12 protein-coding genes and 1 riboswitch are annotated in these 12,797 nt (G+C 66.1%); of the genes, 9 read left to right on the top strand and 3 right to left on the bottom strand.

What is annotated here, in order from left to right; genetic code table 11:
• Positions 1 to 98 precede the first annotated feature (98 nt).
• Both SPHI_RS10840 and SPHI_RS10835 read right to left on the bottom strand, forming a co-directional pair.
• Positions 99 to 278: a YbdD/YjiX family protein gene (locus SPHI_RS10840; RefSeq protein WP_076744975.1), complete on the bottom strand. Its 180-nt coding sequence runs from the start codon at positions 276 to 278 to the stop codon at positions 99 to 101.
• Positions 275 to 2,326 carry a carbon starvation CstA family protein gene (locus tag SPHI_RS10835; RefSeq protein ID WP_076744974.1) on the bottom strand — a complete coding sequence of 684 codons (2,052 nt, stop codon included), beginning with the start codon at positions 2,324 to 2,326 and terminating at the stop codon, positions 275 to 277. Before SPHI_RS10835 ends, SPHI_RS10840 begins: the two co-directional genes overlap by 4 nt.
• Before the next feature lie 130 nt (positions 2,327 to 2,456).
• On the opposite strand from SPHI_RS10835, the gene SPHI_RS10830 reads away from it, so the two are divergent.
• The 9 genes from SPHI_RS10830 (at position 2,457) to SPHI_RS10790 (ending at position 12,042) form a co-directional block, all read left to right on the top strand.
• Positions 2,457 to 2,726 (top strand): hypothetical protein, encoded by a 270-nt coding sequence (locus SPHI_RS10830; protein WP_076744973.1) that lies wholly within the window; start codon positions 2,457 to 2,459, stop codon positions 2,724 to 2,726.
• A 36-nt stretch (positions 2,727 to 2,762) separates the two neighbouring features.
• Positions 2,763 to 3,035 carry a hypothetical protein gene (locus SPHI_RS10825; protein WP_076744972.1) on the top strand — a complete coding sequence of 91 codons (273 nt, stop codon included), beginning with the start codon at positions 2,763 to 2,765 and terminating at the stop codon, positions 3,033 to 3,035.
• A 48-nt stretch (positions 3,036 to 3,083) separates the two neighbouring features.
• Positions 3,084 to 3,383, top strand: coding sequence for a ribbon-helix-helix domain-containing protein (locus SPHI_RS10820; RefSeq protein WP_083719946.1), 300 nt, complete (start codon positions 3,084 to 3,086; stop codon positions 3,381 to 3,383).
• A 73-nt stretch (positions 3,384 to 3,456) separates the two neighbouring features.
• Complete coding sequence (locus tag SPHI_RS10815; RefSeq protein ID WP_076744971.1) at positions 3,457 to 5,853, top strand: TonB-dependent receptor; 2,397 nt, start codon at positions 3,457 to 3,459, stop codon at positions 5,851 to 5,853.
• 151 nt (positions 5,854 to 6,004) lie between these two features.
• Positions 6,005 to 6,688, top strand: a complete 684-nt coding sequence (locus tag SPHI_RS10810; RefSeq protein ID WP_076744970.1) for a Fe2+-dependent dioxygenase — start codon at positions 6,005 to 6,007, stop codon at positions 6,686 to 6,688.
• A gap of 212 nt (positions 6,689 to 6,900) precedes the next feature.
• Positions 6,901 to 7,923, top strand: a complete 1,023-nt coding sequence (locus tag SPHI_RS10805; protein ID WP_076744969.1) for a ferritin-like domain-containing protein — start codon at positions 6,901 to 6,903, stop codon at positions 7,921 to 7,923.
• Between the two features lie 49 nt (positions 7,924 to 7,972).
• Positions 7,973 to 8,965 carry a ferritin-like domain-containing protein gene (locus SPHI_RS10800; protein WP_076744968.1) on the top strand — a complete coding sequence of 331 codons (993 nt, stop codon included), beginning with the start codon at positions 7,973 to 7,975 and terminating at the stop codon, positions 8,963 to 8,965.
• 98 nt (positions 8,966 to 9,063) lie between these two features.
• Positions 9,064 to 9,172, top strand: a riboswitch (TPP riboswitch).
• Between the two features lie 46 nt (positions 9,173 to 9,218).
• Positions 9,219 to 11,078: a phosphomethylpyrimidine synthase ThiC gene (gene thiC, locus SPHI_RS10795; protein ID WP_076744967.1), complete on the top strand. Its 1,860-nt coding sequence runs from the start codon at positions 9,219 to 9,221 to the stop codon at positions 11,076 to 11,078.
• Positions 11,079 to 11,268: 190 nt separating this feature from the next.
• Positions 11,269 to 12,042: a helix-turn-helix domain-containing protein gene (locus tag SPHI_RS10790; protein WP_233130883.1), complete on the top strand. Its 774-nt coding sequence runs from the start codon at positions 11,269 to 11,271 to the stop codon at positions 12,040 to 12,042.
• A gap of 363 nt (positions 12,043 to 12,405) precedes the next feature.
• Here the strand turns inward: SPHI_RS10790 and SPHI_RS14990 are convergent, their stop codons facing one another.
• Positions 12,406 to 12,582 (bottom strand): hypothetical protein, encoded by a 177-nt coding sequence (locus tag SPHI_RS14990; RefSeq protein ID WP_158049687.1) that lies wholly within the window; start codon positions 12,580 to 12,582, stop codon positions 12,406 to 12,408.
• Positions 12,583 to 12,797 lie beyond the last annotated feature (215 nt).

Below are 12,797 nucleotides of genomic sequence, written 5' to 3'. Positions count from 1 at the left end.
CACTCGGCCATCCCAACCCTGAGCCGGGATCCCGGTGCTTCTATCCCACCGCGGGCAAGGCAGCGGGACCCCGGATCAAGTCGGGGGTGACGGCAAGGTCAACAGCACCGCCCACCACCGCTGCCGTAACGCGCCTGCTGGCGATCGCGGAAGAATTCCGCCCGCGTCATCGGCGTGCGCTCCGGGTGATGGTCGGCGAGGTGCCGGCAATAGGTGTCGTAGTCCGGCATCCCGACCATCAGCCGTGCCGTTTCGGCGATCCGCCCCAGCACGCTCACCGCGCTACCTCCAGCACCGGTGGGATCTCGGTCACGCTCGGCCGCGCGAGGCGGCGTGCGGCGAGGCAGGTGCGCACGGTATAGAAGGCGATCGCCACCACCACGAACAGGAACAGCGCGCACAAGGCGGCATCGACCCGGTCGTTGAACACGATCCGCCCCATCTCGGCCATCGACGCCGCCGGCTTCAGCACCTCACCACGCGCGATCGCGTCGGAGAAGACGTTGGCATGGGCGAGGAAGCCGATCTTGGGATCGGGGTGGAACAGCTTCATCAGCCCCGCCGTGCCGGTGCACAGCAGCAGCCAGATCGCCGGCACCACCGTCACCCAGGCGAAACGTTCGCGCTTCATCCGGACCAGCACCACCGTGGCGAGCATCAGCGCGACCGCCGCGAGCATCTGGTTGGAAATGCCGAACAGCGGCCACAAAGTATTTACCCCGCCCAGCGGATCGGTGACGCCCTGGTAAAGGAAGAAGCCCCATGCGGCGACGCAGATCAGCGTCGCGATCAGGCCGGGTACGAAGCTCGACGTGTCCTTGAAGCGCGGGCTCCCCAGGCCGAGCAGGTCCTGCAGCATGAACCGCCCGGATCGCGTGCCGGCATCGACGGCGGTGAGGATGAACAGCGCCTCGAACAGGATCGCGAAATGGTACCAGAAGGCCTTCATGCCCGGCCCACCGAGCACGTTGCTGAAGATTTCCGCCATCGCCACCGCCAGCGTCGGCGCGCCGCCGGCGCGGCTGACGATGGTCGTCTCGCCAACTTCGCGCGCGGTAGTGGCGAGCGTTTCGGCGGAGACCGGGAAGCCCATCGCGGTGATCGCCGCCGCCGCCGTCGCGGGATCGCCGCCGGTGATCGCGGCGGGGGTGTTCATCGCGAAATAGATGCCGGGATCGAGGATCGAGGCGGCGATCAGCGCCATGATCGCGACCGCGCTTTCCATCAGCATCGCGCCATAGCCGATGAACGGCGCGTCGCCCTCGCTGGCGATCAGCTTGGGCGTGGTGCCACTGGAGATCAGCGCGTGGAAGCCTGACACGGCGCCGCAAGCGATGGTGATGAACAGGAACGGGAACATCGGTCCCGCCCAGACCGGGCCGGTGCCGGTGAAGGCGAATTCGGTCAGCGCCGGCATGCGCAGCGGCGGCGCGAGCACGACGATGCCGATCGCCAGCGCGGCAATCGCGCCGATCTTGAGGAAGGTGGAGAGGTAATCGCGCGGGGCGAGCAGCAGCCAGACCGGCAGCAAGGAGGCGATCGCGCCGTACGCGATCAGCCCGAAGCAGAGCTGTACCGGCGTCAGCGTGAAGATCGGCCCCCAGAAGGCGCTTTCCGCCACATTCTGCCCGAAGATGATCGCCGCGATCAGGCCGATGAAGCCGATCACCGATACCTCTCCGATCGCACCGGGGCGGATCCAGCGGGTATAGGCGCCCATCACCATCGCCAGCGGCACGGTGGCGATGACGGTGAACAGGCCCCAGGGGCTCTCGGCGAGCGCGCGCACCACGATCAGCGCGAGCACGGCGAGGATGATCACCATGATCATGAAGGCGCCGACCAGCGCGATCGTGCCGGGGATCGCGCCCATTTCCATGCGCACGAGTTCGCCCAGCGAGCGGCCGTCGCGGCGCATCGAGATAAACAGGATCATGAAATCCTGCACGGCGCCCGCCAGCACCACACCGGCGAGGATCCATAAGGTGCCGGGCAGATAGCCCATCTGCGCGGCGAGCACCGGGCCGACGAGCGGGCCGGCGCCGGCGATTGCCGCGAAGTGGTGGCCGAAGAGGACGCGGCGATCGGTGGCGACATAATCGAGGCCGTCGGCACGGCGCACTGCGGGGGTGGGGCGCGAAGGATCGATGCCGACCACCGCGCGCGCGATGAACAGGGCGTAATAGCGATAGGCGATCAGATAGACCGAGACCGCCGCAGCGACGATCCACAGCGCGTTGATCGGCTCGCCGCGGACGGTCGCCACCACGCCGAGGCTGCCCGCGCCGACCAGCGCCAGGGCGATCCAGGGAAGATGTCGGGTCATGTCACACTCGCTTGCCGTTCCATCGCCGCCCTAGTCGATGCCGTCGTATCGAGCCACCCTGTTGCCGGATTGGCGGGAACCGAGCCGCGGGTTCCGGCGATTGGGGCGAAGCGAAAAGGATGAAAACAGGATGGCCGAAGCGACCTGGGGCGATGCGACTGCCCCGACCATCGACTGGAAGATGAGCGCGTCGCTCGAAAACGTCACGCGCGGCGGTGAGCAAGTACCCGAAGTCACCAATCTTGAGGCGGCCGTGCGCGCGTGGCAGCAGCTTGAACCGGACATGCAGGGCGACGCCGTGCTGACGCTCGAACGGCCGGTTCGGCTGAATGGTGACGTGGCGCTTGAAAGCTTCGTCGGCGCTGCCATCGGTGACTTGGCCGAGCGCTTGCCGGCCTGAGGCGGATCACGGATCAATCACGAGGGAATGCAAGGAATGGCGAACAGCCAATTGGATATCGATACCGCAACGGTGCTCGACAATATCGATGCGGAGCTGGTGGAATTCACAGGCGAAGTGGACGGCGACGATTATGAGTTCGCCGTGCAATATGATCTGCTCGAGGCGCTGAGTGGCGACCGGCCGGACGGCGACGCGGCGGACATGTTCAACCGCTTCATCGATCAAGTGACGGAGGCAGCCTTGTCCGCGCTGTCCCGCAACTCGGACGCCAATCCGATCATCGTCAGCGAGGCGGATCTCGAATAGCCGACGAGAGTCGGTGTCGTCGCCCCCGCCGCGTGCTAGGCGGGGGCGATGCGTGACGACCATCAATCAGCCGGGGCGCCGGAACGTTCAAACACGCGAATCCAGCCGCCGCGCGGTGGATTTGTCGGGCCGGTGAAACGATCGATCACGATCGCCGGCCACCCGACTTCGATCAGCCTCGAACCCTTGTTCTGGCGCGCGCTGGAGCGCGAAGCGTCCGGCCGCCGTTTGCCCGTGTCCGCGCTGGTCGCCGAAATCGATGCGCTGCGTATCATCGCCGCCGATCCTCCCAACCTTGCCAGTGCGTTACGCATCTGGTTGGCCGACGTGATGATGACAAGCGAATAATAACTACTCGCAACAACGTTGACAGTGCGAACGACTCTCAATAGCGACGCTCCCCGAAGAAAAGGGGAGTTGCATGTCAGACATAAACGAGCAACGGACGGTGCCTGCCTTTCTGGCGCTTGCCGCGATTGGTTTCATCGCCAGCGCACCGGTCGAGGCCACGCCGAACACCGACCCGGCTGGTACGGAGGCACAACAGGTAACCACCGAGGATCGCCGTCGCGACGACATCATCGTCACCGGCCAGCAAGTGAAGTCCGAACAGGCGAGCGCGAAGACCACGCGCGCCGTCCGCGACACGCCGCAGACCGTGACGATCCTGACCAATCGGACGATCGAGCAGCAGAATCTGCTCACCTTACGCGACGTGCTGTCGACCGTGCCGGGCATCACCTTTGGCGCGGCCGAGGGCGGCGTTGCGCCCTCCGACCAGATCACCCTGCGCGGCTATTCGGCGTCGAGCGACATCACCGTCGATAACGTGCGCGACAGCGGGCAATATTCACGCGGCGATCCGTTCATCCTGGAACAGGTTGAGGTCGTGAACGGCGCCAATTCGGTTTACACGGGTTCGGGCTCGGTCGGCGGGTCGATCAACCTCGTCACCAAGATGCCGCAGCGTGATACCGCGATCCGCGTCGATGGCGGGATCGGCACCGACGATTATTATCGCGCCACGGTGGACGCCAATGTGCGTGCCAGCGACATGATCGGCCTGCGCCTCAACGCCATGGTGCATCGCAACGACATTCCGGGCCGCGACGTCGAATATAACAAGCGCTGGGGTGTGGCGCCGTCCGCCACGCTGGGGCTGGACGGCGACACGCGGCTGACCGTCCATTACTTCCACGAGGAAGACGACAATATCCCGCAATATGGCGTGCCTTATTACAAGAACGCCTTCCACAACGGCCCGCTGCCCGGGATCGATCGCAGCGATTACTTCGGCTATCGCAACGTCGATACGCAGGACATCACGATCGACCGCGCGACGCTGATCTTCGAGCATGAATTCTCCGATCGCGTGTCGCTGCGCAATCTGGCGCGCTGGCAGAATGTGCAGCAGCTTTCGATCGTCGGCCCGCCGCAAGGCACCTTCTGCCTGCCCGGCAACGTAACGCCGGCGGGCGCCGACTGCCCCTCGACCACTCCTGTTGGCTATTATCTGATCGGCGGGCCGCGCGGCAATTATCGCGACGTCATCAATCTGCTGATGTACGACCAGCTCGATTTGCGCGCCACGGTGAACACCGGCGCGATCGAGCATAGCTTGGTACTCGGCGGATCGTATAGTTGGGAGGAGTTCACGCTCTCCACCGGCAACGTCTATCGCAATCCCAACGGCACGGCCGCTTTTGGCAGCTTCCCGCTGATCAACTTCGCCGATCCGAACAACGTCGTGCCAGGACCAGCCGGCCGTGCGTACGGCAGCAACGTCTATAACGGGCCGATCAACCCGATCGAAACCGGGCGGCAGCGCGGCGAGGTGGACAATTGGGCGGTCTATCTGTTCGACACGATGAAGCTCGGCAAGATCGAGCTCAACGGCGGCGTTCGGCTGGAGGACAATCGCGGCAATTACCGCACAGACGCGCTCGCCGCCAACACCGGCGCGACCGTCACTGCGCCGCAGGGGCCGATCATCCCCGGCGCAGTGCTTCGCAACGGCGCCACCTTGTTCTCCTATCGCGTCGGCCTGGTGTACAAGCCGATCGAGGCGGCGAGCCTCTACGTGGCTTACGGCAATTCGATGACGCCGTCGCAGAATGCCGTGAACGGCGCCTGCACCACGGAGACGTGCAACGTCGACCCGGAAACCGCCAAAAATTACGAGATCGGCGCGAAGGGAGAGCTGTTCGGCGGTCGCCTGTTGCTCACCGCCGCGTTGTTCCGCAACGAGCGCGATAAATATCGCGTCGCGTCGGGCGATCCGACGATCCCGGATCAGGCGCTCGACGGCCGGTCACGTGTCGACGGCATCGCGCTGGGTGCGACCGGCAAGATCACGCCCGAGTGGGAGATCACGGCCAATTACACCTATCTCGATCCCAAGCTGCTCCAGTCGGTGTCGGACCGCTGCCTTGCCAACCCGGGCGGCGGCAACTGCGCCAACACCGCCGCCAACCCCGATCCGGCACGCGGCGCGCCGCTGCAGAATGCGCCGGATCATTCGGGCAGCCTGTTCACCACCTATCGCCTGCCGTTCGGCCTGACGCTTGGCTATGGCGTGACCTATCAGGGAACCTTCGCGTTCAACCTGCCGACCGCCGCCAATCCGGCGATCTACCGCTCAGACGATTATTGGGTCCACAACGCGTATCTCGCCTATGATTTCTCGCCCAATCTGACCGCGCAGGTGAACGTCAAGAACATCGGCGACGAACTCTACTTCACCCGCATCCGCAACAATGGCTGGGCGACGCCGGGTGATGCGCGGTCGGCAGTGCTGATGGTGGCGTATCGCTATTAACTGCCGTTGATCTCCGTCATTCCCGTTTTTTCCGTCATTCCCGCGAAGGCGGGAATCCATAAACGCTGCCGCCGCGCTTCCAGCATGAACGGCGGCGTATATGGATCCCCGTCTGCGCGGGGATGACGGATCGCTTTAGGAAGGGACCCATATGCTGATCGCCATCCCCGACCTGCTCGGTCCCACCATGCTCGCGCAACTCCGCGACATCATCGACGCCGCCGAATGGGTCGACGGCAACGTCACCTCCGGCCACCAATCCGCGCTGGCCAAGCGCAACGAGCAATTGCCGGAGGAAAGCGCCGCCGCAAAGGAGGCCGGGCGGATCGTGCTCGATGCGCTCGGCCGCTCGTCCTTGTTCTTCGCCGCGGCGCTGCCGCTCAAGGTGTTCCCGCCGCTGTTCAACCGTTACGGCGTCGGGCAGACCTTCAGCACGCATGTCGACAATGCCATCCGCATCCAGCGCGGCACCGATTTCCGTATTCGCGCCGACATTTCCTGCACGCTCTTCCTCGCCGATCCGGCCGATTATGATGGCGGCGAGCTGGTGATCGAGGGGTTGTTCGGCGTGCAAAGCGTGAAGCTGCCCGCCGGCCACGCCATCGTCTATCCCTCGTCCAGCCTGCACCATGTCACGCCGGTGACTCGCGGCACACGCGTTGCCTCCTTCTTCTGGCTGCAATCCATGGTGCGCGACGATGGCGAGCGGCAGATCCTGTTCGACATCGACCGCAGCGTGCAGGCGATCGCCGCGGACAAGGGCCATGCCGATCCCAACGCGATTCAACTGACCGGCGTGTACCATAATCTGCTGCGCCGCTGGGCAGACGCCTGATCGGTGCGGGCGCGGCCAAGGATGTCGGCGACCGGCTTCGTCTTGTGCCTGGGGCGTTATCGCCTCGTCACGCCGCTTGGGTGATTTCCACGGCCGCAGTTTCGCGCTAGCGCGAAAACTGTCGATCCGTTCAGGAGCCCGACAGCGAAACGATTTAGGCACCGGTCCCGTGACGCGCCCGGCCGGTGCGGGTGTAGAAAGAGGAAGCCGCGATGTCGCAGACGGATCTGTTGATCGAAACGCCGGAAACGGCCGGCGAACCGAAGCGGGCCGATCGCCGCGCCTTTTTCGCCAGCGCGCTGGGCGTGGCGGCGGCGGGCATCGGGGCGGTCGCGAGGCCCGGCTCCGCCGCGGCGCAGAGCCTGTCGGGGGAGCTGGACGCCGGCAATCTCATCCTCAACCTCGAATATCTGCAGGCGAATTTCTTCGCCGTGGCGACTGGCGGGGCGGTGCTCGGCAGCGCGGACATCTCGGGCACTGGCACGGCGGGCGCGGCGACCGGCGCGCGCGCGGTGGCCTTCGGCGACGCCGTCCTGGCGTCGATCGCGCGTGAGATGGCGGCCGACGCGCTCGCCCATGTCAAGTTCCTGCGCGAATCGGCGGGCAGCAACTTCCGGGTTGCGCAGCCGGCAATCGATCTCGGCGCAACGCCCACCGGCGGCTTCAGCACGCTGGCGCGCACGGCCGGTCTGGTCGGCAGCGGAGCCGCGTTCGATCCTTACGCGAGCGAGAACAACTTCCTGCTCGCCGCTTATATGCTGAAGGACGTCAGCGTCACGGCCTATGCCGGGTTCCTGGCCTATACCAGCACGCGTACCTTTGCCGAGGGGGTGACGGGGATGCTGGCGGTTGAGGCGCATCACGCCGCGGCCCTGCGCGCCACGCTCTACCGGCGCGGTCTCGCCACGCCGTCGCTGATCGACGCGAGCGAGGCGATCTCCAACGCGCGCGATACGCTGGACGGCACCACCGCCGATCTCGATCAGGGCGTCCGCCCCGGCACCGCGGCGTCGGGCGCGATCGTCGCCAATATCGCGCCGCTCGCCGCGAGTGGCACCGGCTTCACCCGCACGCCGCAGCAGGTGCTCAACATCCTGTATGTGAACGCCAGCACATCGGCGACGACGGGCGGCTTCTTCCCCGCGGGCGTCAACGGGAACATCAAGTCGACCACGCCGGCGCCGGCACCCACCCCGACGCCGACCCCGTCGGGGTCCCCAACCGCCAGCGGCTGAGGCGGCGCCCGCCCCGCTTGCGTTTTCCCGTTTCCAGGATTCTTCCGCCATGATCGATCAGGACACTATCCCGCCCATGCTCGATGCCGCTGCGTCCCGCCGCGCCGAGCGTCGCCGTTTCCTTCAGCTTGCCGGCGGCGCCTCGGTCGCGGCTGGCGGGCTGGCGCTGCTATCCGCCTGCGGCGGCGGCGGCGACGATGATGATGATTCGTCGCCGACGCCCAGCCCTTCGCCCAGCCCCACGCCGACCTCGACCGGCAATGCCGATCGCCAGGTGCTCAATTTCGCGTTGCAGCTGGAATACCTCCAGGCGCAATATTTCGCTTATGCCACCACGGGTGCCGGCATCGATGCCGCGCTGCTGACCGGCACCGGCACGGCGGGCACGGTCACCGGGGGTGCCGCGGTGCCGTTCGCGGATCCGTTCATCGCCGCCTTTGCGCGCGAGATCGCGGCCGATGCGCGGGCGCGCGTCGCGTTTCTGCGCGATCTGATCAAGACCGAAGCGGTGGCGCAGCCGGCGATCAACCTGTCCGGCGCGGCGGATGGCGCCTTCACCGCGGCGGCGCGGACGGCGGGGGTCGTCGGCGGCGGCGAGCTGTTCAATCCGTTCGCCAACGACCGCAACTTCCTGCTCGGCGCGTTCCTGCTGCAGGACCTGATCGTCACCGCGTACAAGCCGCTGGTGTCGCTTGCCAACGCCGCCGCCACGCGCAACGGCTTCATCGGCATCACAACCGCGCAAAGCTATCACGCCGGCACGATCCGCACGGCGCTTTACGCCAATGCCGATTGGCGCGCGGATGCGGGCAAGTTCAGCAACTACCGCGACACACTGAACGGCGGGGGTGACGTCGACCAGGGCGTCGCGAGCACCGATGGCGCGGCCAACATCACGCCCGCTGACAGCAACGGCATCGCCTACAGCCGGGCGAGCGGCTCCGTGCTCAACATCCTGTACCAGAACAAGGCCGCGGTCAGCGCCGGCGGCTTCTTCCCGGCCGGGTTCAATGGCGACCTGAAGACCAGCAACGCGAACTGAGCGCGCGGCTTTCCGGATTGCGCAAACAGTCCGGAAAGCTCGGCAGGGCGCGGCGTGACCGCGTGGGTTTACGGCCCCGGCCTGAGCGCCTAGACTCACCTTCATCCCCGGGGGACCGCTGACGGCGGTTGAGAGGGGGGCACGAGCCCCCGACCCGCTGAACCTGATCCGGTTGACACCGGCGGAGGGAGGGAGCGGCGCGCCACCACCGGCAATCCGTCTTTCGCTCTTCGGCACATGGAGAGTGAAAAACATGGCCGACGTTCCAGCCCGCACTGAAATTGGCGTAACCACTGGCCCGATTCGCGGTAGCCGCAAGATCCACGTCGGCCCGCTCAAGGTCGCGATGCGCGCGATCGACCTCGAGCCCGGCTGCGGCGAGCCTCCGCTCAACGTCTACGATACCTCCGGCCCGTACAGCGACCCCAACGCCCGCATCGACATCATGGCCGGCCTGCCGCAACTGCGCCGCGACTGGATCACCGCCCGAGGCGACGTCGAGGCTTATGACGCGCGCGAAATCCGCCCGGAGGACAATGGCCAACTCGGCCCGGATCGCTCAGGCGGCGTCCAGCCCTTCCCCAATGTCGTGAAGCGCCCCTTGCGCGCCAAGCCGGGGCAGAACGTCAGCCAGATGCACTACGCACGCCGTGGCATCATCACGCCCGAGATGGAATATGTCGCCACCCGAGAGAATCTCGGCCGCGAGATGCTGCGCGAATACGTCCGCGACGGCGAAAGCTTCGGCGCCGCCATCCCCGATTACGTGACGCCCGAATTCGTCCGCGACGAGGTCGCCCGCGGCCGCGCGATCATCCCCAACAACATCAACCACCCCGAATCCGAGCCGATGGCGATCGGCCGCAACTTCCTGGTCAAGATCAACGCCAACATCGGCAACAGCGCCGTCGCGTCGAACGTCGCCACCGAGGTCGACAAGCTCGTCTGGGCGATCCGCTGGGGCGCGGATACGGTGATGGACCTCAGCACCGGGCGCAACATTCACGACACGCGCGAATGGATCATCCGCAACTCGCCCGTGCCGATCGGCACCGTCCCGATCTACCAGGCGCTGGAGAAGGTCGGCGGCATCGCCGAGGAGCTGACGTGGGAGATCTTCCGTGACACGCTGATCGAACAGGCCGAACAGGGCGTCGACTATTTCACGATCCACGCCGGCGTGCGCCTGCCTTACGTGCCGCTGACCGCCAAGCGCGTGACCGGCATCGTCAGCCGCGGCGGCTCGATCATGGCGAAATGGTGCCTCGCGCATCACAAGGAGAGCTTCCTCTACGAGCGGTTCGACGAGATCACCGAGATCATGAAGGCCTATGACATCGCCTATTCACTCGGCGACGGCCTGCGCCCCGGCTCGATCGCCGACGCCAATGACGAGGCGCAGTTTGCCGAGCTCTATACGCTGGGCGAGCTGACCCACCGCGCCTGGGCGCAGGACGTGCAGGTGATGATCGAGGGCCCCGGCCACGTGCCGATGCACAAGATCAAGGAGAATATGGACAAGCAGCTGGAGGTGTGCGGCGAGGCGCCCTTCTACACGCTCGGGCCGCTGACCACCGACATCGCACCGGGCTACGACCACATCACGTCAGGCATCGGCGCGGCGATGATCGGTTGGTACGGCACGGCGATGCTCTGTTACGTGACGCCCAAGGAGCATCTCGGCCTGCCCGACCGCGACGACGTCAAGGTCGGCGTGGTGACGTACAAGCTCGCCGCGCACGCTGCCGATCTCGCCAAGGGGCATCCCGCGGCCAAGATGCGCGACGATGCGCTCAGCCGCGCCCGCTTCGAGTTCCGCTGGCGCGACCAGTTCAACCTGTCGCTCGATCCTGAAACGGCGGAGCAATACCACGACCAGACGCTGCCGGCGGAAGGCGCGAAGACCGCGCATTTCTGCTCGATGTGCGGCCCGAAGTTCTGCTCGATGAAGATCACGCAGGAAGTGCGAGATTTCGCGCGGTTGCAGGATCAGGGCAGCGAGAGCTTCATCGCCACCGCGGAGGCGGAGGCCGGCATGGCGAAGATGAGCGGTGTGTACGAGGATACCGGCCGCGAGCTGTACATGGGCGCTGGCGGGCGCGAGCACGATTGATCGTCACCCCGTCACCCCGGACTTGATCCGGGGTCGCTGCCCGCGCACCGAATGGTGAAGAACCGGGACCTTGGGTCAGCCCAAGGTGACGGGCAAATGAGCGCATACGTCGACGCCTCGCTCACGCCATGCGTCGGGTACAATTCTTTCGGGGGTTACGCCATCAAGGCGAATTCGTAGCGCGGTGAACGTGGGTCAGCTAACGACGGGCGTGATGGTGCAAGGATATGAAGCGCTGACCGAAAAGGAGAAGCAGACGCTTCGCCTTCTGCTTGTCGGGCACGACGCCAAGTCGTTGGCGCGGCATTTTGGCCTGTCGGTTCACACGATCAACGAACGATTGCGCGACGCGCGGCGCAAGCTCTCCGTCTCCAGCAGCAAGGAAGCTGCCCGCCTGTTGCGTGAGGCTGAAGGTGCGACACCCGAATTGATTGGGACCACGCCGTTTGGGGATGTGCCCCCCGCGTCGCTGGCCCAGCACCTTCCTCAGCCCCCGATGGTGCCGCGATCGCGGCGACTCACGGCATGGGCGATCGGAGGAATTGCCATGATGTCCCTTGTTGCCGCACTGCTCGCTTTGTCCGGACCCGTGCAGGCGCCGGCCGATCCCGTCTCTGCGACCACGTCCACCGTTGCCGAAACAGCCGTTACCAAGGCTGCGCGAGACTGGCTGAAGCTGGTCGACAACGCGCAGTGGCGCGAAAGCTGGGCGGGAACCAGCCATTCGTTCCAGACCCTCAACACTGTCGAAGTCTGGCAGTCGACGTCGGAGAAGGTTCGAGCGCCGCTCGGTCGCATCGTATCGCGCACGCTCGTCAGCGAACAGGATACGCCCGCGCCGCCCAACGGGCTGAAGGTCGTCCGCTTCCGCACCGACTTTGCCAACCGGCGCGGGGTGACAGAAACCGTATCGCTTGATCGCGAGGGCGGCGAATGGAAGGTGGTCGGAATCTACGTCGATTGATGATCTGGGCTGCTCCGCTGAAGCGACACGTCGCGGAGCAACTCTACCGCTCTTACGCGCCGCTCATTATCCGCCAGTCCCATGATCTTCCGCGTGCCGGGAGGCGACCAGCCTCTGCTCGCGCCTGCGGGCAATCTCGCGCGCATCGAAATCGCCATCGATCGCCGCTCCGCTTGCCGCGCCCTGCGTCCATAGCTGTCGGAGAGCGTCGGCCGGCGCTGCCCGGTCACTCGTGTCGAGGGAGGAGACCTCATGCCGGGGCCTGTCCCTGCATCCGGGGTGCGGTGATCTCTCCCGACGTGGGATGCGCGGACGGGTGGATGCCGGGACGAGCCCGGCATGACGGTGGCGGACGTTACGCGGCTATCGCGGGGCGCTCGGCGGGGCTGGGGCGGACAGCCGCGCGGTGATCTCCGCCCACTCGCTTTCCGCCACCAGCACGACGCCCTCGTCGCCGGCGCGTGATCGCGATCGCTGCCCGGTCGGCGGCGGCTTGGTCCATCGGCGCCGATAGCCTTCACGGGCGTCGGAGAGGGTCACTGCGTCAATGCGCGGATCTTGGGCGTGGTGGTCAGGGTACGCAAACCAAGGGTACCGGAACGAACTCTCCCGCCGTTCGTCCCGAGCGGAGTCGAGGGACTTGCCCCCTGACGCGACGCCCTGCAGCGCGTGCCTCGAGTTCGCTCCGCACGAACGGCGGGAGGGAATTGCCCCAACCCCGCGCACCCCTGCTACACCTGTCTCTTATACACTCC

The sequence above is a fragment of the Sphingomonas jeddahensis genome (genome assembly GCF_001981525.1).
Taxonomy (GTDB): Bacteria; Pseudomonadota; Alphaproteobacteria; order Sphingomonadales; family Sphingomonadaceae; genus Sphingomonas; species Sphingomonas jeddahensis.
Note: the sequence above shows the minus strand (reverse complement) of the source record. Positions and strands in the feature narration are given on the sequence as shown.

What these genes read in the sequence shown, in the direction of transcription:
- SPHI_RS10810 (WP_076744970.1), top strand. Translation starts at nt 6,005, where the DNA reads ATGCTGATCGCCATCCCCGACCTGCTCGGTCCCACCATGCTCGCGCAA.
- SPHI_RS10800 (WP_076744968.1), top strand. Translation starts at nt 7,973, where the DNA reads ATGATCGATCAGGACACTATCCCGCCCATGCTCGATGCCGCTGCGTCC.
- SPHI_RS10805 (WP_076744969.1), top strand. Translation starts at nt 6,901, where the DNA reads ATGTCGCAGACGGATCTGTTGATCGAAACGCCGGAAACGGCCGGCGAA.
- SPHI_RS10830 (WP_076744973.1), top strand. Translation starts at nt 2,457, where the DNA reads ATGGCCGAAGCGACCTGGGGCGATGCGACTGCCCCGACCATCGACTGG.
- SPHI_RS10815 (WP_076744971.1), top strand. Translation starts at nt 3,457, where the DNA reads ATGTCAGACATAAACGAGCAACGGACGGTGCCTGCCTTTCTGGCGCTT.
- thiC (WP_076744967.1), top strand. Translation starts at nt 9,219, where the DNA reads ATGGCCGACGTTCCAGCCCGCACTGAAATTGGCGTAACCACTGGCCCG.
- SPHI_RS10825 (WP_076744972.1), top strand. Translation starts at nt 2,763, where the DNA reads ATGGCGAACAGCCAATTGGATATCGATACCGCAACGGTGCTCGACAAT.
- SPHI_RS10835 (WP_076744974.1), bottom strand. Translation starts at nt 2,326, where the DNA reads ATGACCCGACATCTTCCCTGGATCGCCCTGGCGCTGGTCGGCGCGGGC.
- SPHI_RS10820 (WP_083719946.1), top strand. Translation starts at nt 3,084, where the DNA reads ATGCGTGACGACCATCAATCAGCCGGGGCGCCGGAACGTTCAAACACG.